Origin of the sequence: Streptomyces sp. NPDC086519 (assembly GCF_040686075.1) — a bacterium.
In the GTDB taxonomy this organism is placed as follows: Bacteria; Actinomycetota; Actinomycetes; order Streptomycetales; family Streptomycetaceae; genus Streptomyces; species Streptomyces shenzhenensis.
The window spans coordinates 1-18,652 of the sequence record NZ_JBFBJL010000023.1 but is presented as its reverse complement, the minus strand read 5'-3'; the positions used below and the strand labels follow the sequence as shown (position 1 = coordinate 18,652).

13 protein-coding genes are annotated in these 18,652 nt (G+C 72.9%); 6 read left to right on the top strand and 7 right to left on the bottom strand.

The window, feature by feature from the left end:
• A complete protein-coding gene (locus tag AB0P24_RS22425) occupies nt 1–891 on the top strand; it encodes a carbohydrate ABC transporter permease (RefSeq protein ID WP_365796613.1) in 891 nt (296 codons plus the stop codon).
• 109 nt (nt 892–1,000) lie between these two features.
• Here the strand turns inward: AB0P24_RS22425 and AB0P24_RS22420 are convergent, their stop codons facing one another.
• The 7 genes from AB0P24_RS22420 to AB0P24_RS22390 form a co-directional block, all read right to left on the bottom strand.
• Complete coding sequence (locus AB0P24_RS22420; protein ID WP_365796611.1) at nt 1,001–1,171, bottom strand: hypothetical protein; 171 nt, start codon at nt 1,169–1,171, stop codon at nt 1,001–1,003.
• 135 nt (nt 1,172–1,306) lie between these two features.
• The gene (locus tag AB0P24_RS22415; RefSeq protein WP_365796609.1) at nt 1,307–1,900 is read right to left on the bottom strand and encodes an XRE family transcriptional regulator; all 594 of its coding nucleotides are present in this window, start codon (nt 1,898–1,900) and stop codon (nt 1,307–1,309) included.
• A gap of 77 nt (nt 1,901–1,977) precedes the next feature.
• Complete coding sequence (locus AB0P24_RS22410; protein ID WP_365796607.1) at nt 1,978–3,918, bottom strand: ABC transporter ATP-binding protein; 1,941 nt, start codon at nt 3,916–3,918, stop codon at nt 1,978–1,980.
• Nucleotides 3,915–4,814 carry an ABC transporter permease gene (locus AB0P24_RS22405; RefSeq protein ID WP_365796605.1) on the bottom strand — a complete coding sequence of 300 codons (900 nt, stop codon included), beginning with the start codon at nt 4,812–4,814 and terminating at the stop codon, nt 3,915–3,917. Before AB0P24_RS22405 ends, AB0P24_RS22410 begins: the two co-directional genes overlap by 4 nt.
• Nucleotides 4,811–5,848 carry an ABC transporter permease gene (locus tag AB0P24_RS22400; protein ID WP_365796603.1) on the bottom strand — a complete coding sequence of 346 codons (1,038 nt, stop codon included), beginning with the start codon at nt 5,846–5,848 and terminating at the stop codon, nt 4,811–4,813. Before AB0P24_RS22400 ends, AB0P24_RS22405 begins: the two co-directional genes overlap by 4 nt.
• On the bottom strand, nt 5,845–7,917 hold the full coding sequence (locus AB0P24_RS22395) for an alpha/beta fold hydrolase (RefSeq protein WP_365796601.1): 2,073 nt from the start codon (nt 7,915–7,917) through the stop codon (nt 5,845–5,847). Before AB0P24_RS22395 ends, AB0P24_RS22400 begins: the two co-directional genes overlap by 4 nt.
• Nucleotides 7,914–9,626 (bottom strand): ABC transporter substrate-binding protein, encoded by a 1,713-nt coding sequence (locus AB0P24_RS22390; RefSeq protein WP_365796599.1) that lies wholly within the window; start codon nt 9,624–9,626, stop codon nt 7,914–7,916. The genes AB0P24_RS22395 and AB0P24_RS22390 overlap by 4 nt, the downstream gene beginning before the upstream one ends.
• 557 nt (nt 9,627–10,183) lie before the next feature.
• On the opposite strand from AB0P24_RS22390, the gene AB0P24_RS22385 reads away from it, so the two are divergent.
• From AB0P24_RS22385 to AB0P24_RS22365, 5 genes are all read left to right on the top strand, one after another.
• A complete protein-coding gene (locus tag AB0P24_RS22385) occupies nt 10,184–13,459 on the top strand; it encodes a carboxyl transferase domain-containing protein (RefSeq protein WP_365796597.1) in 3,276 nt (1,091 codons plus the stop codon).
• A gap of 22 nt (nt 13,460–13,481) precedes the next feature.
• Nucleotides 13,482–15,206 carry an AMP-binding protein gene (locus AB0P24_RS22380; RefSeq protein ID WP_365796595.1) on the top strand — a complete coding sequence of 575 codons (1,725 nt, stop codon included), beginning with the start codon at nt 13,482–13,484 and terminating at the stop codon, nt 15,204–15,206.
• Nucleotides 15,203–15,832, top strand: coding sequence for a TetR/AcrR family transcriptional regulator (locus AB0P24_RS22375; protein WP_365796593.1), 630 nt, complete (start codon nt 15,203–15,205; stop codon nt 15,830–15,832). Before AB0P24_RS22380 ends, AB0P24_RS22375 begins: the two co-directional genes overlap by 4 nt.
• Nucleotides 15,833–16,297: 465 nt before the next feature.
• Nucleotides 16,298–17,026: a GntR family transcriptional regulator gene (locus AB0P24_RS22370; protein ID WP_365796591.1), complete on the top strand. Its 729-nt coding sequence runs from the start codon at nt 16,298–16,300 to the stop codon at nt 17,024–17,026.
• Nucleotides 17,027–17,314: 288 nt separating this feature from the next.
• Nucleotides 17,315–18,472, top strand: coding sequence for a DUF3103 family protein (locus AB0P24_RS22365; RefSeq protein WP_365796588.1), 1,158 nt, complete (start codon nt 17,315–17,317; stop codon nt 18,470–18,472).
• The last annotated feature ends 180 nt before the right edge of the window (nt 18,473–18,652 follow it).

The following is an 18,652-nucleotide window of genomic DNA, read 5'->3' as shown; positions in this document are numbered from 1 at the left end:
ATGTCCACCCCTGCATCCGTGACCGCCCAGCGCTGGGCGTGGCGCTCCCTGACCTCGGTGATCCTGATCGTCTTCGGGATCTTCTTCCTGGTCCCCGTCGTCTGGCTCCTCCTCGCCGGCGCCAAGACCGACCACGAACTGGTCGGCGCCAACCCGTTCTCCCCCGGCAGTCTCCATGCCCTGCGCCACAACTGGGGCGCGCTGATGTCCTTCCAGGGCGGCGCGGTCAAGACGTGGATGAAGAACTCGGTGCTGTACGCGCTGCTCGCCCTCGTCATCACCCTGGCGGTGAGCATCCCCGCCGGCTACGCGCTGGCGAAGCTGCACTTCAAGGGCCGGCGCCTGCTGCTGATCACCACCCTCGTGGTGATGCTGATGCCCACCTCGGCGCTCGTCCTGCCGATCTTCCTCGAGGTCAACTACGTTCACCTGGTCAACACCCCGCTCTCGGTGGTGCTGCCGTTCTCGTTCTTCCCCTTCGGCGTCTACCTGGCCTACATCTACTTCGCCGAGGCCGTGCCCGGTGAACTCCTCGAAGCGGCCAAGATCGACGGGTGCAGCGAGGCGGGGACCTTCACCAGGATCGCGCTGCCGCTCGCGATGCCGGTCGTGGCGCTGGTGGGCTTCTTCAGCTTCGTACAGAACTGGAACAACTTCTTCCTGCCCTACGTGATGCTGCCGGGCAGCGACGCCTATCCGATGCAGGTCGGCCTGTCCCAGATGCTGACCTCGACGCCGAACTTCAACCCCGTCGTGGGGGCGAACGCGGAGGTGTCACCACCGGAACTGGTGCTCGCGACGCTCATCTCCGCCGCACCGGTGCTCGTCATCTTCCTGCTCGCGCAGCGCTACGTCGTGGGAGGCCTCACGGCCGGCGCGACCAAGGGGTGATCGCCGCTCCCATGCACCCGCCGACGGCGCGCGGCTCCTCGGGCAACCGCACCGGCCGCACGGCACGCTCACAGCGATGATCCTGGGCGCCGGTGGACGCCGCCCAGGATCATCCGCCGTACACCGACAGCCTCTGCCAGGCGATGCGCGACCGACCGCCGGGGACCTGCGCGGGCACGCCGCGGCTGTCCCGCCCGGCCATGTGCTGACGAGCTTCCGGGTCGTCGACGCCGGCCGGCTGCGACAGGGGGTCGTGCCGGGCGGCGACGAACTTGCACATCCCAGCCGGTCTCTCGCCCCCATCGCCGTCGTTCCGCCCGGATCGCTCGCCCTCGCGATCTGCGCGGTCGGAGACGGGACTTGCCCACCCGAGTCGGTGACAGCCCAATGCCTGTTCGCGTACCGGCCCGGCGGGTCAGTCCGGGTAGGCGATCAGGGTCTGGGTGAGGGCGGCCCGCATGTCGGTGGAGTAGTGGTGCTCCTCGTCGGAGGCGAAGCGGGCGCAGTCGCCTTCCTCCAGACGGTGGGTGTGCTCGCCGACGACCAGGTTCACCGTGCCGCGCAGTACCACCACGTACTCGGTGGAGCCGGCTCCGTGGGTACTGCGGTGGCTGCGGGCGTGCGGCGGCAGGGCGGAGCGGTACATCTCGAACCTGGCCCGCTCATGGGAGGAGAAGAGCAGCTGCACCATGGTCTCGTCGGCCGGGCCGGGGCCGAAGTCGGCGCCCCGGACGATCTCCGGCACGGTCAGGCGGGCCCGCAGTATCTCGTCGACGGGTGAGTCCAAGGCGTGTGCGATCCGGGCGAGCACTTCGACGGTCGGGTTGGCGACGGCGCGTTCGATCTGGGAGATCAGGGCCTTGCTGGTGCCGGTGCGGGCGGACAGCTCGCGCACGCTCCAACCCCTGGCCAGCCGCAGCCGCTTGACGTTGGCGGCCAGCGTGCCGCGCGGCCCTGCGGCCACGGTGTCCGGCACGGCCCGTTCCGGGCCGTTCGTCGTACTGTCCACGCTGCCGCTCCCCTGTGTTTCCGCATCGTGCCCTGCCGCGACGGGTGACGCCGCGGCAGGAAGGCTATCCGGTCCACTCATCCCTCCGTCCTCCGCAATGTGCCGGAGTCGCCGGGCAGGGCCGACGATCCCGGGAGCGCGGCGAGCAGTTGGCGGGTGTACGGGGCCTCGGGGTGGTCCAGCACCCGGTCGGTGCGGCCGCGCTCCACGATGCGTCCCCGGTGCATCACATACAGCTGGTCGGTGGCCTGCCTGGCGACGGCCAGGTCGTGGGTGACCAACAGCAGGGACAGGCCCAGTTCCTGACGCAACCGGGCCAGCAGCGTGAGGATCTGCGCCTGGACGGAGACATCCAGGGCGGACACGGACTCGTCGCACACCAGCAGCCTCGGGCGTACGGCCAGGGCCCTGGCGATGGCGACGCGCTGCCGCTCGCCGCCGGAGAGCGCGGCGGGCCGGCGTGCGGCGTAGGCGGCGGGCAGACCGACGGACTCCAGCAGCTCTTCGGCCGTCGCCACCGGCGTCGTGGTGCTCTCTGCGCGCCGCCGGGCGGCCGGGGAGGCCGCGGCCTCGCGGAGCGCGGAGCCGACGGTGTGGACGGGGTTGAGCGAGGAGTAGGGGTCCTGGAAGACGATCTGCACGGCGGAGGCGAGGGCGAGACGGCTTCTTCGGGCCGGACGGCCCGGGGCGAGCAGCAGCGGCTCGGCGTCACGACTGCCGGCGTCCTGCCGGGCAGCGTCCGCGGCGATGACGATCCGGCCGCCGTCCAACTGCTCCAGGCCGGTCACCAGCCGGGCCAGAGTCGACTTGCCGGAGCCGGACTCGCCCACCAGGCCCACGGCGCCGCCCTCGGGAACCTCCAGGTCGACGCCGTGCAGAACCTCGTGCGCGCCGTACGACTTGCGGGCGCCGCGCACCTGCAGCAGGGGACGGGCCGTCCGGTCGGGGACGGCGACAGCCGCTGTCCGACGGGTCGCGGCGGCGACGTCCGCGGCGACGGCGGGCATCCGCCGGCAGGCGGTCAGCCGCCCGCCCGGTCCGGTGCTGTCGCCGACGGGGTGCGGGACGGGCTCTGCGGTACGGCAGTCCGCCTCGGCCCAGGCGCAGCGGGCGGCGAAGGGGCAGCCCGTGGCGGGCGTCGCCGGGCCGGCGACGGTGCGGGTGGTGGGCAGCGTCTCGTAGCGTTCGCGCACCGATGGCTCGGCGGCCAGCAGCGCGGCCGTGTAGGGGTGGGCGGGGCCGGTTTCGATGTCCCTGGCGGGGCCGGACTCCAGCATGGTGCCTGCGTACATCACATACAGCCGGTCGCAGGCCGAGAAGGCGACCCGTAGATCGTGGGTGATGAGCAGCAGGCCCATGCCGCGGGCCTGCTGGAGCCGGCGGATGAGGGCCAGCACCTCGCCCTGGTGGTGGGCGTCGACGGCGGTGGTGGGCTCGTCGGCGATGAGCAGGCGCGGACCGGGGGCGAGCGCCGCGGCGAGGGCGGCGCGCTGGCGCATGCCGCCGGAGAGCTCGTGCGGGTAGCGGTCGGCGGTCCCGGGCGCCAGGCCGACCTCGGCGAGCCGTTCGGTGACGGCGAGGGCCGCGCCGCGGCGGCTGATACCGGGGGCGCCGGCCCGGATGCCGTCGGCGATCTGCCGGCCGCAGGTGCGGAGCGGGTGGAGCATGGTGAACGGGTCCTGCATCAGCAGGGACACGGTGCGTCCGCGGTGGCCTTCGGGTGCCTTGCCGAAGAGGCCGCCGGGGCGGGCGGACCGGACGTCGGTGATCTCCCGGCCGCCCGCGACGACGCTGCCGAAGGCGCGTACGGTGCCGGGCAGCAGTGCGGCGACAGCGCGGGCGGTGAGCGACTTGCCGCTGCCGGACTCGCCGACGATGCCGACGCTTTCGCCGGGGTGTACGTCCAGGTCCAGGCCGTGCACGAGCGGGCGGGGCGGCACGGAGGTGGTCTCCAGCCGCAGGGCCCGGACCGCCAGCAGGGGCCCGGAGGGCGCCGGCTGCGGTGCGGTGGCGGTCACCGGGTCCTCGCCCGCAGGTCGAGGGCGTCCTGGGCACGGTCGCCGAGGAGGTTGACGGCGGTCGCGGCGGTGACGACCAGCAGGGCGGGCAGCAGGGTGGCCGCCGGATTGTCGTACATCAGTGTCTGGTTCTCCGAGAGCATCCGGCCCCAGTCGGCGGCGCCCGGGGGCACGCCGATGCCGAGGAAGGAGAGCGAGCTGAGGGCCACCAGCGCGAAGCTGAAGTTGACCAGGGCGTTGGCGAGGGCCTGCGGCAGGACGTTGGGCCAGATGTGCCCGAGCAGGATGCGGCGGCGGCTGAGGCCGAGGGCCTCGGCGGCCTCCACGTACGGCAGGTGCCGCTGGGCGAGTACCGCGGAGCGGACCAGCCGGGTGTCGGTGGGGCTGGAGAGCACGGCCAGTACGAGCACGGCGGCCGGGTAGCCGCCGCCGAGCACGCCGACGACGACCACCGTGACCAGCAGGGCGGGCAGCGACAGCACCAGGTCGGCCCAGCGGCCCACCAGGGCGTCCGCCCAGCCGCCCCGGTAGCCCGCCCACAGGCCGAGCAGGTTGCCGAGCGCCATGGAGCCGACGGCGATCAGGGCCGGTCCGACCAGGGCGCTGCGGGTGCCGACCACCGCGGTCTGCAGGATGTCGCGGCCGAGGTCGTCGGTGCCCAGGGGGTGGCCGGGGCTGGGCCCGCTGACGCCGAGCAGCAGGTCCTGCCGCGCCCAGTGCGGGAAGACCAGCCCGCCCAGGGCGGCGGCGGCGACCAGCACGGCGAGGACGGCCAGACAGACGCCGCCCAGCAGTCCTGGCCGGGGCAGCCTGCGGCGTCCGGCGGTGCCGTCCGCGGCGGGCCGGACGGGAACGGCCGGGCCGCTGTCCGCGGCGGGTTCGGCTGGGATGGTCATCGGGTGCCTCCGGTCCGGATGCGCGGGTCGATGAGCGGGGTGAGCAGGTCCACCACGAGGTTGACGGTGATGACCGCGGCGGCGGCCAGCAGGGCGACGGCCTGCACCACTGGTACGTCCTTGTAGGTCACCGAGTCCACCAGCAGACGCCCCAGTCCCGGCAGCGCGAAGGTCGCCTCGACCAGGACCGTTCCGGCGACCAGGTACGCCAGCACCAGGCCCGCGCCGGTCGCGATGGGCAGCAGCGCGCCGCGCAGCACGTGCCGCAGCAGTACCTCGCGCGGCGGCACGCCCCGGGCGAGCGCGAAGGCGGTGTGGTCGGCGTCGAGCTCGCGGAGCACCGCCGCGCGGGTCAGCTTGAGCAGCAGCCCGGTCACCGACCCCGCCAGGGCGACGCAGGGCAGCACGAGATGGCGCAGCCGGTCGATGGTGCCGCCGTCCCCGGCGCCGAAGGCGGGCAGCCAGTCGGCGCGCAGCGAGAAGAGGTGGACCAGCAGCAGCCCGGAGGCGAAGGCGGGCGCGCTCAGGCCGACCACCCCGAGGCCCTGGACGATCCGGTCGGTGGCGCGGCCGCGCCGCAGTGCGGCCAGCGTCCCGAAGGGAACTCCGGCGAGGAGCGCCAGGACGAAACCGCCGAGGGCCAGTTGCAGGGTCAGCCCGATGCGATCGCCGACGGCCTGGGTGACCGGCGCCCCGGTACGGACGGACACGCCGAGGTCACCGTGGAGGGCGGCGGCGAGCCAGTGCCAGTACTGGACGAGGAACGGATCGTCGAGGTGGTGGGCGGAACGGACCGCGGCCAACGCCTGCGGGGTGGCCGAGCGGGTGCCGAGTAGGGTACGGGCCAGGTCGCCGGGGGCCAGGGCGAGCAGGGCGAAGACGGCGAGGGAGACGACCAGCAGCAGCGCGACGGCCGCCGCGAGCCGGCGGGCGGCGTAGGCGGCGAGCGGATGGCCGGGCCGGCGGGCGGGGCCCGGCGACGGTGCGGCAGGGGTCTGCGGGGACTGCCCGGCGGTGGGGGGCGTCGTCGTCATGAGGTGCCGCCCGTGGTGTCGGGGTCCGGTACGAGGTGGCGGTCCAGCCAGTCGGCGGTCCGGGCGCAGGCGTCGAGCAGATGATCGGGTTCGGTGAACTCGTGGCCCTCGCGCGGGTAGAGGACCAGCTCCACGTCGCGGTGCCCGGCGAGGAGCCGGGCCCGGTAGAGGGCGCGGGCCTGCTCGACGGGGGTCACCCGGTCGGCGCAGCCGTGCAGGATCAACGTCGGCGTCGGGGCCGGGTCGCGTTCACGGGCGGGGGAGGGGGTGGCGGCGGGGGAGGGGGTGTCCGGCCCGTCGGTGTGGCCGCCGCCGGTGATGCGGTAGGCGTCGTCGTAGCCGCCGCCGATGGCGCTCGTGACGGCGAAGGAGGGCCAGTCGGTGGGCGCGGAGACGACCACGGCCGCCGCGAAGAGACCGCCGCGCGCTGCGGCGAGGGCGGCGAGGTAGCCGCCGTAGCTGTGCCCGAGGACGGCGATCCGGCCGGGTGCGGTCAGCCCTCGGTCCAGCAGGGCGCGGGCCCCGCCGAACACCTCGTCCAGGTCGGCGCCGCCGAGGTCGCCGACCACGGCGCGGGCGTGCCCCTGCCCGCGGCCCGCGCTGCCGCGGGGGTTGGGCAGCAGCACTCGGTAGCCGGCCCGGGCCAGCGCCAGCGGCAGGCCCAGCACGTCGCCGGGGGCGAAGCCGGCGGACCACAGCCACGCCGGGCCGCCGTGCAGCAGGACGGCGGCGGGCGCCGGGCCGGTGAGGTCGGCGCGGTGCAGCAGCAGGCCAGTGACCCGGCTGCCGTCCGATGCCTGCCAGCTGAGCGGTTCGGTGGTGATGCCCTCGTCCAGCACCTGCTGTCCGGCGTTGAACGCGGTCACCGGAGTCCAGAAGGGCTCTGGCCGCGGGGTGGCGTCCGGTTCCGGGACGGGGTGAGGGGCCGGGGCGGGGCCGGCGGCCCGCGGGGGCTCCTCGGCGGCCGTGCCGACGTCGGCGGTGACCGCCTCGGGCGGGGTCCCGGGGGCGTGCAGTACGGAGGCGGCGACCCGGCCGGCCGCGCAGGTGCGGATCTGCGGCCGGTACCCGGCGCCGCTGAGGGTGGCCTCGCCGTGCCACAGCTCCTCGTGATGCACCTCGCCGGCGCCCAGCCGCAGCCGGCCCACTCGTGAGCCGGTGCCGTCCCAGCCCGCGTACCACAGGGTGCGCGGGCCGCTCCAGTGCAGCGAGGTGATGTCGTCGAGCGCAGGCACCGGCACCGGGGCGCCGGTGGCCAGGTCGGTGAGCCGGAGCAGGCCGGAGACGATCGACAGGCCCTCGGCCCAGGCGGCGTAACGGCCGTCGGGGGAGAGCGCCGGATGGTCCGGCTGGATGCCGGGGTCGGAAGGGGACAGTTCGCGCACCGAGCCGGCGGCGAGGTCCAGCAGGACCACCTGGGCCCGGTAGAACCCGGCCGGCCAGGCGTCCCGGGAGACCACGGCGAGGGCGTGGCGCCCGCCGTTCCAGTGTGCCGCCCATACGGTGAGCCCGGTGGGGCCGACCGGCTCGGCCGGCCGCCCGGCGGTCAGGGAGATCCGCCACAGCCGGCGTATCCCTGTCCCGGGACGCTGCACGACCGGGTCGGCCGGGCCCGCCGACCCCTCGACGGGCAGGCCGAGGTTCATGCCGTCGCGGTCCGCGCCGGGCTCCGCGACCCGCAGCAGTGCGGCGCTCCCGTCGGCGGCGACCAGGACGTCCTCGATCTCGCCGGGGAAGCGGTCCAGGATCCGCGCCGGGTCGCCGCCGGCAGCGGTGGCGAGGGCCAGGGCGCTGCCGCGCTCGTCACCGTCCTCCTGAACGACCAGCAGCCAGCGGGAGTCCGGTAGCCAGCGCGGCAGCCGGCGGGCGGCGCAACCGTCGCCCGCCAGCGGCGCACAGCCGCCGCCGGACGCGAGGTGGACGTCCGCCCGGGAGTGCCCGTCCGGTCCGGGGAGGACGGCGGAGACGGCCGTGGTCCGGCCGTCGGGCGACGGCTGGGCCTCGATGACCTGGGTGAGGTCCATCAGCCGGCGTCGGGCGGCGACCACGGCCGCGGAGGCGGTGCTCACGAGCCGGCCGGGTACAGACGGGTGGCCCAGGGGCCGATGAAGAAGAAGGTGCCGAAGTCCTTCACACCGACCTTGGAGCTCAGCGCGGTGGCGCTCTGGCCCCACCACAGCGAGTGGTAGGGCAGGTCGGCGCCGGCCCGTTGGAGGGCGTCGGCCAGGGCCTTGCCCCGGGCGGCGGGGGAGACGGAGGCCCGTTCCTCGGTGATGTCCTTGTGCACGGCCTGGTTGCGGTAGTGCGCGATGTTGGTGGATCCGATGGCGGCGGAGTCCAGGTAGGGCTCCACCAGTTCGGCCGGGTCGCCGGTGGTGGGGTAGTACCAGAGGAAGTGCAGTCCGCGGTCGGGCTCGCTCAGTTCGGAGATCCACTTCTCCAGGGGCACCTCCTTGACGTTCAGGGTGATCCCCAGCGGCACCAGAGCCTCCTTCAGGGCCAGGGCGGCGCGGCCCAACTGGGATCCGCTCGCGGGGTAGTGCAGCTCCTCGGTGAAGCCGTCCTTGGCGGTGGAGGAGGCGAGCAGGGTGCGGGCCCGGTTGATGTCGTACCCGTACTGCGGGACGGCCGTGTAGGCCTGCCTGACCTCGGCGTCGGTCAGCAGCCCGGTCCACTGCCCCCGGGTGACCAGGGCCGAGGCGACCTCGCCCTTGCCGCGCAGGATGGAGCGGACATAGCCCTGGCGGTCGGTGGCGTGGGCGACGGCCTGCCGTACCTTCGGGTCGTTCCAGGGGGCCTTGGACGTGTTGAAGGCCAGCGCCACCACCGAGTGGTCCGAGGCGTAGTGCACCTCGGTGTCCTTGATCCGCTCCCACTGCGCGGCCCGGTCCGCGGGGAGGTTGACCGCGCCGTCCAGTTCGCCGGAGCGCATCGCCAGCAGCCGTGTGTTGTCGTCGGCGACGAAGGTCAGCCGGAGCTTCTTCACCCGGACATGCCCGCCCCACCACTTCTCGTTGCGCTCGAACTCGACATGGTCGTCGGGGGCGAAGGAGGTCACCTTGAACGGCCCGGTGCCCATCAGCAGCGCGGACGCCGTGCCCAGCTTGCCCTTGTGCCGGGCGGCGTAGGCCTTGCTGCCGATCAGCAGGGTGCTGGGGGTGGGCGTCCACTGGAACATCGCGTACGGCTGCTTGAGCCGGATGGTCACCTGGTGGGAGCCGGTGGCATGCACGGACTTCACGGTGGAGTAGGCGTAGGCGAGCTGGGAGGCGTTGGCGGCGTCGAGGTGGTACTCGACGGAGTCCACGACATCGGCGGCGGTGAGCGGTGTGCCGTCCCAGAAGGTGACGTTCTGGCGCAGTTCGTAGACGTAGGTGAGCGGGTCCGGGTGGGTCCAGGAGGTGGCCAGGCCGGCTCCGAGGGCACCGTCCGGGCTGACCGACAGCAGTGATTCCTGGGCCAGCAGTACGGCGATGTAGTTGAGGATGCCGGCCTCGTGGCTGACGTCCAGGGTGGACAGCGAGCCGGGGAGAGCGATGGTGAGCTGCTCGATGTCGCCGCCCGCGTCCACCGGCGCGGAGCCGGCGGCCTTGGCGTTGTCGCCGGCCGGGGTGGCAGAGGAGCAGGCGGTGAGCAGGGCGCCGAGGGGGACCGCGGCGGCGCCGAGCCCGAGCAGTCCGAGGACGCCACGGCGGCCGGCGCCCGGGGCCAGGGGATCCGTGACGGTGTTTCCGGAGGCCGGTGCGGCGGCGCGGGAACGGTTGGTGCCTGAGTCCATGGCACTTGCTCCTTGCTCGGGTCTTGGGTACGGCAGAGAACGTGACGTCTTCTACTCGTTCCCGTTTGGGCAGGAACGGTACGCATGGTCGGCCTGTGGGGCAACGGGCGTTCCACCCCTCGGGACGAGGCCGCCCCCCGCCGGCCGATCTGGCCCCAGCCGTGCGGGGCAGGGCGCCCACGTCCAGGTCTGTGCGTGGGGCGCGCGTGCCGGCCCGGACGGGTCCGTACACGCGGCCGCCCACGGGAGCGGGTGGCCGGCCACCCGGCAGGGGCCGTCCGCGGACCGACGGGGCCGCCGTGCGCGGCCCTTCGGCCCCCTCCGCGAGGTGCGGCAGTGGCTCGGCGCGGCTGACGTTCTCGCCGGTACCGGCGGCCGGACGAGGCCGGCCCGGCCGGCGGGGGAGTCGCTGCCCGGCCTTCGGCCAGGAACCGCCGCGCGCCTTCCGGATGGCACGCCGATGGTCCGCGTACCTGTTCGAGTCGGAGCGGTGACCTCGCCGTGGCGCCGTGCTATACAGGGCGCTGACAGTGACGTCAGTGTCAGTGAGGAGCGGCATGGCCAGGATCCTGGTGGCGAACCGGGGAGAGATAGCGGTCCGGATCATCCGGGCGATCCATCTCCTGGGCGACACGGCGGTCGCCGTCCACGCGCCGGACGACGCCCGCGCCCTGCACGTCCTGCGCGCCGACCTGGCCCTGCCGCTGCCCGGCACCGGACCCGGCGCGTACCTCGACATCGAGGCCGTGGTCGCGGCGGCGGCCTCGTGCGGCGCAGATCTGGTCCATCCCGGATACGGCTTCCTCAGCGAGAACGCCGACTTCGCGCGGGCGTGCGAGCAAGCCGGGACAGGGTTCATCGGGCCTCCGCCCGAGGTGCTGGCCCGGCTCGGCAACAAGGTGACGGCGCGCCGCGTCGCCGAACAGGCCGGGATTCCGGTGCCTCCCGGATCGTCCGGGCCCACCACGGCTGAGGAGGCGCGGGCCTTCTTCGAGGTGCACGGCCCGCTGATGGTCAAGGCGCTGTCGGGCGGCGGCGGCCGGGGCATGCGCGAGGTGCACGACGCCGCGCAGCTCGAGGAGGCGTTCGACCGCTGCGCCTCGGAGGCCCGCGCCGCCTTCGGCGACGGCGCGCTCTACGTGGAGAAGCTGCTCCTCGACGCCCGGCACATCGAGGTACAGATAGTCGCCGACACCCACGGTGGCGTCAGCCACCTGTGGGAGCGCGACTGCAGCATCCAGCGCCGCCATCAGAAACTGATCGAGGCGGCCCCGAGCCCCTCGCTCGCCCCGCACACCCGACGGCGTATCATCGCCGCCGCGACACGGCTGGCGGCCGCTGTGGGCTACCGCGGGATCGGCACGGTCGAATTCCTCCTCGACGGTGACGAGTTCTGGTTCATGGAGGCCAATCCGCGCCTGCAGGTCGAGCACACGATCACCGAGGCGATCACCGGAGTCGACCTGGTGAGTACCCAGATCCGCCTCGCCCGGGGAGCCCGTCTGGCCGACTGCGGTCTGGCCGAACCCCCGGCCGCCCGCGGTTTCGCCCTCCAGGCCCGTCTTTACGCGGAGAAGCCGGACCGCTCCGGAGACCCGTACCCCGCGACGGGCACGATCACCGGCTTCGCCCTGCCTTCCGGGCCGGGGGTGCGCGTCGACACCGCCGGCTATGCCGGATGGACCGTCGGCCCCCGGTACGACCCCCTCCTCGCCAAGATCATTACCGTCGGGAGCGACTTCGAGGACGCCGCGCGCCGCGCCGCCATGGCGGTCACCGAGTGCGGCGTCGACGGGGTCGCGACGAACCGGGCGCTGCTGCACGCGATCCTCACCGACCCCGACTTCCTGACCGGCGCATGGGACACCTCCTACCTTCCGGCCCGTCTCGCCGGCTTCGCCTCGCACCTCTCGCCCCCGGCCCCGTTCGCCGCGGACCCCGGCGACACGGCACCGGCCGGACCGGTCGCGCCCGACGCGTCACGGGTCCTGCCCGAGGGCACCGACGCGGTGCGGGCGCCGATGGCCGGCGTGGTCGTCTCCGTCTCCGCCGAGGCCGGCACGGACGTGCCGGACGCCGCCCCGCTGCTGGTGCTCGAAGCGATGAAGATGGAGCACGTGCTCCGTGCGGACGGCGACCTGCACGTCCTGCGGCTCCTGGCCGCTCCCGGCGACGTCGTGGCGGCAGGCACACCCCTCGTGCTGGTCGAGGCGACCGAGGGGGCGGCACCCCCTGGAGGTCCCGCTGCGGGCAAGTCCCGTGCCGGCGCACAGGACGTGGACGAGGACTGGTCGGCCGAGGTCCAGGAGATCGCACGGCGTGAGGCGTTCGCCCGCGCCCTGGGCGGACCGGAGAAGATCGCCCGCCAGCACGGCACCGGCCGCATGACCGCCCGGGAACGGATCGCCAAGCTGGCCGACCCCGGGAGCTTCGCCGAGATCGGCGCGCTGGCGGGGTTCGCCGCGCGTGACGAGCGCGGCGCGGCCGTCGCGGTGGCTCCGACCAACTTCATCGCGGGCACCGCGCACCTCGACGGACGCAAGGTGGTGCTCGGTGTCGACGACTTCACGGTGCGCGGCGGCGCGGGCGACGCGGCGATCCACGCCAAGCAGATCTACCTCGAGGAATACGCGCATCAGATGCGGCTGCCGATGGTTCGGCTGCTCGACGGTCAGAGCGGGGGCGGCAGCGTGAAGATGGCCCTCGACGCCGGCTACACCTACGTCCCGGTCAACCCGGCGTGGGACGCGGTGGTCGACAACCTGTCGGTGGTCCCGGTCGTGGCCGCCTGCCTGGGGCCGACGGTCGGTCTCGGCGCGGCACGGCTGGTCATGTCCCACCTGGCGGTCATGGCCGATGGCGTCGGTCAGCTCTTCACTGCCGGGCCGCCGCTGGTGCGCAGCGCCACCGGCGAGATCCTCACCAAGGACGAACTGGGTGGCACCCAGGTGCACCGCTCCAGCGGAGCCGTCGAGCGGGTGGTCGAGTCCGAGGACGCCGCGTTCGAGGTGATCAAAGCCTTCCTGTCGTATCTTCCCCGGAGCGTGTACGAGGGGCCTCCCGTCCTGCCGGGGACCGACCCGGCCGATCGCCGCGAGGACCGCCTGCTGTCGGCGATTCCGCACAACAAGCGCCGCCCGTACGCCATCGGACCGGTCCTCGACGCGATCTTCGACGCGGGCTCGGTGTTCACCTACGCCGAATACGGCGGGGGCACCGTCACCGCACTCGCCCGCCTCGACGGCCATCCGGTCGGCGTGATCGCAGCCGACCCCTGCCAGGGCGCGACCATGTCGGTCGAGGGCGCGCTCGCGGTCACCCGGCTGGTCGACCTGTGCGAGACCTTCCACCTGCCCATCGTGAGCCTCACCGATCAAGCGGGCATGACCATCGGACTGGCCGCCGAACGACGAGGCACCATCCGGCACGGCGCACGCGCCATCAGCGCCGTCTACCAGGCCCGGGTACCGCAGGCCGAACTCATCGTGCGCCGCGTCTACGGCGTCGGCGGCGCCGGCATCGTCAACCGTCACCGGGCCATGCGCAGTTGGGCCTGGCCGTCCGGCGACTGGGGGTCACTGCCCGTGCAGGGCGGTGTCGAGGCGGCCTTCCGCGCACACATCGAGGCCGCCGACGACCCTGCCGCCGAGGCCGACCGCCTGCGCACCGAACTCGCCAACCTGGGATCACCGTTCCGCACCGCGGAAAGGTTCGGCATCCAGGACGTCATCGATCCCCGGGACAGCCGGCCGCTGTTGTGCGACTGGGTGCGCGACGCGTACCGGCTGATCCCCACGCTCTTCGGCCGGCCGGCCTTCGGCACCCGCCCCTGAGATCCCCACGAGAGGAATCACGGTGGACAACGACGCCCTGCTCGCCCTCCTGCAGGCCGACGGCGACATCGTCACCGAGCGCCTCGACCACTGGGCCCGCACCCGCGCGGACCGGGTGTTCCTGCACTACGGCGAGGACCAGATCACCCACACCTACGCCGAATTCGGCCGGATCAGCGATCACATCGCGGGCAACCTGGCCGCCCACGGTGTCGCCAAGGGCGACCGAGTCAGCGTGCTGACCACGAACTCGTACATCGCCGCCCTGCTGATGTTCGGCATCTGGAAAGCCGGAGCCGTCCACTGCCCGGTGAACTTCGGATTCACCGGCCGGCTTCTCGCCTACCAGCTCAACGACACCGCACCCTCGCTGCTCGTCACCGACGCCCGGCTGCTGCCCGCGGTCAACGACGTGGTGGACCAACTGCAGGCACCGCCACCGCTGGTGGTGTACGCACCGCCCCCGAACGCACATGACCATGTCGCCGACGTCGCGGCACTCCATCCACGTCTGCGCGCACTTCCCTGGGCGTCGCTGACCGCCGAGGCCGAGCGCCCCGACGTCCGGGTCGGCTTCGACGACCCGGCCAACATCGTGTACACATCGGGAACCACCGGGCCGGCCAAGGGCGTGGTGCAGCCCTACCGGTGGATGGCCCAGTACACCTTCGGCCTGCGGATGCCGCTGACCGCCGACGACGTCATCTACAGTGACCTGCCCATGTATCACGTGGGTGGCGCGATCGCGAACGTGGCGCGAGCCGCATGGACGGGATGCGAGGTGGCGCTCTGGGACCGGTTCAGCCCCGATGACTTCTGGAGACGGATCTCCTCCCGCGGCGCCACCACCGCGATCCTGCTCGACGTGATGATCCCCTGGCTGATGCAGCGGGAACCTGCCGCGGACGACCGGGCGAACACCCTCAACAAGGTCTACCTGCAACCCCTCCCGCTCCATCACGCCGAGGTCGCTCGCCGATTCGGATTCGACTTCGTCTTCGCCGGATTCGGTCAGACGGAATCCGGTGCCGTGGTGAGCGCGTTCATCGAGGAGACGGCAGAGGGCCACGGAACCCCGGCCCACCTCTACCGCGGCCTCTCACACAGCGCGGTCAAGGAGGTGGCGGCACAGCGCGGACAGACCGTCCTGGGCGGCAGCACGGTCACCCGCAAGGGATTCATGGGCCTGCCTGTGCCGTTCTGCGAGGTCGCGGTCCTCGATGAGCACGACCGCCAATGCGGTGTCGAGGGGCCCGGACAACTGGCGATCCGACCCCGGCTGCCCGGGCTGACGATGCTCGGGTACCTGGGCAGACCGGAGGCGACGGTCACCGCGTGGCGCAACCTCTGGCTGCACACCGGGGATGCCGCGGTGCGCGGCGAGGACGGTCTGCTCTACTTCGTGGACCGGCTCGGCGACCGCATACGGGTCCGCGGCGAGAACCTCTCGTCGTACCAGGTCGAAGACGTGATCAACCAGCTCTCCGGGGTCCGGTACTGCGCCGTGTTCGCAGTCCCGTCCGGGGAGGGCGACGAGGACGACGTCGTCGCCTTCGTCGTCCCGGCCGAAGGCGCCCGGCTCACCGCCCAGGACGTGCGCGACCACGCGCGCGCGGCGATGCCCAAGTACATACGGCCACGTATCGTACGCATGGTGAAGGACCTACCCCGCACCCCGACCAACAAGATCGAGAAGTACAGGCTGCGCCGGCAGATCCTCGACGAACTCGGGCACGGCCCGTCATGACGGAAGAGGCGGCCTGGGCGCGGGCGCGCACCTCACGGGAGGGAAAGGACCACGAGACCCGGACCAGGCTCCTGAGCTGTGCGGAAGATGTCTTCGCCGCGCACGGGTACACGCGGACCACTATCGCCGACATCACCCAGGCGGCGCATGTCTCCCGTGCGTCGTTCTATCTGTACTTCACCTCCAAGGCGGACATCTTCACGTCCGTGGCCTCGGCGGTGCGCGACGAGTTCCTCGCCGCGCACGAGGTCCCCGGCGTCGACGAGGACGACCCGGTGGCCCTCGGCCGGGCGTCCAGCGCCGCCTTCCTCGCCGCCTATTCCCAGCACCTCGATCTGCTCACGGTCATCGAGCACCAGGCCCTCGCGGACCCCGCGATCGCGGCGGTCTGGACGGAGATCCAGGAGAGGCCGCGGCGGCGGATGATCCGCTACGTGGAGCGGCTCACCGCTGCCGGACGGGCCGATCCGGCGGCGGACGCCGAAGCGGTCGCCGATGCCGTTCTGGGTATGTTCGCGCGGTTCGCGAGGCACCGGATCACCGATCCGGCGCACTTCGAGAACACCGTGGACACGCTCAACGCCATGTACCTGCGCCTGCTCGGAATCGACGCCCGCGGAGTCTGAACACCCCGCGCGGCATCCCGGCCGACTCCGGCGCCTTGTGGGAGGCGTTGTCCGCATTGGTGTCGGTGTCGGTGTCGGCGTCATGGAGGCCTCGGCCACCACCCCCTGGACACCATGGTGTCCATCGACGAGGCGGTCGCCTCCGGCGAGGCCGTCCGCGCGGCAGCACGACGCCCGCGACACCGCTCGTCCCCGAGGACCGCGCCCCCTACGGAGCCACCCTGTGACCGGACCGGGCGCGCCGGATCCCCGGCTGGGGGGGCGGAAGCCTGCCGTGCGGCACGGCGCTCCACCCACCCCGCGAAACCTGCTCAACTGCTCTGCCTCCACAGGTAATTGACGTGGTGGTTGGGGGACTGCTTCACTGAGGCAGTGGCTGAGCCACTAGACCAAGAAGTCGCTGAACCGGTGGGCCGCTGGACCAGTGGGCCACTGAACCGCTGACCGAAGCCTGGGAGATCCTCCGTGGCCGTCGAGAGCATTCCGCGCCGAACCGTGGTCGACCTGCTTGAAGCACGGCTGCGTGAGGACATCCTCGGCGGCACGCACGGCCCTGGATCCCTGCTGCCCCCCGAGAGGGAGCTGGCGGCTGGATACGGGGTCACCCGTACGACGTTGAAGCACGCGCTGACGCGGTTGGAGCAGGCGGGACTGCTGAGCACCCGGCACGGCATCGGCACACGTGTCCTGGACTACCTGCGGACCGGTGGCGCCGACCTGCTTCCGATGCTGGCGGCACAGGACTCCACGTGGCTGCGGGAGGTCTTCGAGGCACGACGGCACATCGGCACCCTCATCGCCGGCCGCGCGGCCGACCGGCGCACGGACCGGCAGGCCCGGCGGCTGGAACACCTGCTGCGTCAGGTCGCGGACGGCCCGGACGCCGACGCCGTCCAGCTCGCCGACGTGGAAGTGCATCGCGAACTGGCGCGGGCCACGGGCAACCGGGTCTATCTGCTCCTCACGAACACGCTGTTCAACGCCTATCTCCCGGTACGGACCGCGCTGCGGGCGCCGTTCGAGGACGCGGCGCGGGCGGCGGACCGCCTCGCGCCGGTGGTACGGGCCGTGGCCGGCCGGGACGTCGCGGAGGCGCGGCGCGCGGCGGAGACGTATCTGGCCGACACCGAGAAGATCATGCTCGGCTTGCCGAGCAGTCCGCGCGGCCGACCGCGCGCCGACCGCCCCCGGTAGCCGCGCTCCCCGGCCGCGACTCCGGGTACACCGGCTCCCGGCGAGGCGAGGCGAGGCGAGGCGAGGCGGGGCGGGGCGAGGCGGGGCGAGGCGAGGCGAGGCGTGCGCGGCGAACCGGCGGCCTGGCCCCGCCGCGACCCCGATCATTCGTACGCTGATGCCCGTTCACCCCACGCACTCCCGTATGTCATGTCCCGGACAAGACCAAATGGATCGGATCCGGGCCCATCCCCCTATGACGGCCGTCCGTTCACCGTGGGCGCGGCGGCGACCGACAACACAAGGAGCATGGTGAGCAGATCAAGCAAGAGACGCGGCGTCCTCATCGGCGTGATGCTGTCCGCGGTCATCGGCGGCTCCGTCCAGCCGGCGATCGCAGCGCCGCTGCGGGACGCGGGGGACCAGGCCACGACGTTCCGGAAATCTCCGGTGTGGTCGACCGAACAGCAGATCGCGCGAGCGCTGTCCGCCTCACTGCGCGACCCGCAGTGGCGCGAGCAGGTCCGTGCGGCTGCGCTCGGCACCGGGGACGTGGACCTCCAAGGGCTGACCGGCCGGACCGCCTTCCCGGAGGGCAGGAACCTGTACGCCTCCGTCTCGGCCGCGGACCGTCGCATCGCGGGCCTGAAGGGCCTACCCGCATCGACCGGCTCGCTGCTGCGGGTCCGGCTGGCCGCGCCGTCCATGCGGTCGCACCTGGACGCCGCAGCCACCCCCTGGATCGCCGTCGCCGCGGCCGACGACGACGCCAGGAACATCACGGCGTACGACAGCCGAGGCCACGCCCACGCCGTCGGCACCGCACACGTTCCCGACCGCCCGCTGTACATCCTGGACATCGACGTCACCAAGGCCCACCGGGCCGGCCTGAAGGTGCTGCAGAAGGCCTTCGCCGACAAGGGCCTGACCTCCCTCCCGTCGAAGTCGGCGAACAGCGCCCACGCCGCGAGCGCGGCGGGCTGGTGGGCGACCAAGGTCACGGCCGTCGAGGTGAACGACGACCAGGAGCCCTGGTTCAAGGGCGCCGCCGAGATGTTCTCGCTGGTGACCGGCTTCGGCCAGGACGGCGCGGCGCGCGTCGACTCGGTGGACATGCCCTACCTGGACTACGACGGCACCGTCTACTACCCGAACCAGATCCTGGTCAACTGGTCCAACTACAAGTACAACCTGGCCGACGTCGTCATGATGGAGGACGACGACGGCACCAACTACCGTGCGCTGGCGCAGGCGATCACCACGGCGTTGCTCACCGTGACCGACCAAGGCACCTACATCCCGCTGGTGAACGCGGTCCTGAGCGCGATCCCCGACAGCTGGTTCACCGACGACCCCGACTACGTGGAGTCCTGGTACACCCTCGCCCAGAACTCCACGGGCCGGCTGAACGGCGCCTCGGGCAACGGCTGGATGACCGTCGAGCCCTACTTCGTCGAGGAGTTCTAGACCTCGCACCCAAGCGCGGACCGGCCACCGGACGTCGACGGACACGCCGGTCCGCCCCGAGGACGCGGGTCCACCGAGGCCCACCGGCTGTCCGCCGGGCGGCCCGCCCGGGGGGTCAGCCGGAACACGGCCTCGCACGGGGTGGGCCAGCCCCCAACCCCGACGGGCGTGCGCCCGGGG

Coding starts and splice junctions, on each gene's coding strand:
- AB0P24_RS22400 (WP_365796603.1), bottom strand. CDS start 5,848: ATGACGACGACGCCCCCCACCGCCGGGCAGTCCCCGCAGACCCCTGCC.
- AB0P24_RS22385 (WP_365796597.1), top strand. CDS start 10,184: ATGGCCAGGATCCTGGTGGCGAACCGGGGAGAGATAGCGGTCCGGATC.
- AB0P24_RS22375 (WP_365796593.1), top strand. CDS start 15,203: ATGACGGAAGAGGCGGCCTGGGCGCGGGCGCGCACCTCACGGGAGGGA.
- AB0P24_RS22390 (WP_365796599.1), bottom strand. CDS start 9,626: ATGGACTCAGGCACCAACCGTTCCCGCGCCGCCGCACCGGCCTCCGGA.
- AB0P24_RS22405 (WP_365796605.1), bottom strand. CDS start 4,814: ATGACCATCCCAGCCGAACCCGCCGCGGACAGCGGCCCGGCCGTTCCC.
- AB0P24_RS22365 (WP_365796588.1), top strand. CDS start 17,315: ATGGTGAGCAGATCAAGCAAGAGACGCGGCGTCCTCATCGGCGTGATG.
- AB0P24_RS22425 (WP_365796613.1), top strand. CDS start 1: ATGTCCACCCCTGCATCCGTGACCGCCCAGCGCTGGGCGTGGCGCTCC.
- AB0P24_RS22420 (WP_365796611.1), bottom strand. CDS start 1,171: ATGTGCAAGTTCGTCGCCGCCCGGCACGACCCCCTGTCGCAGCCGGCC.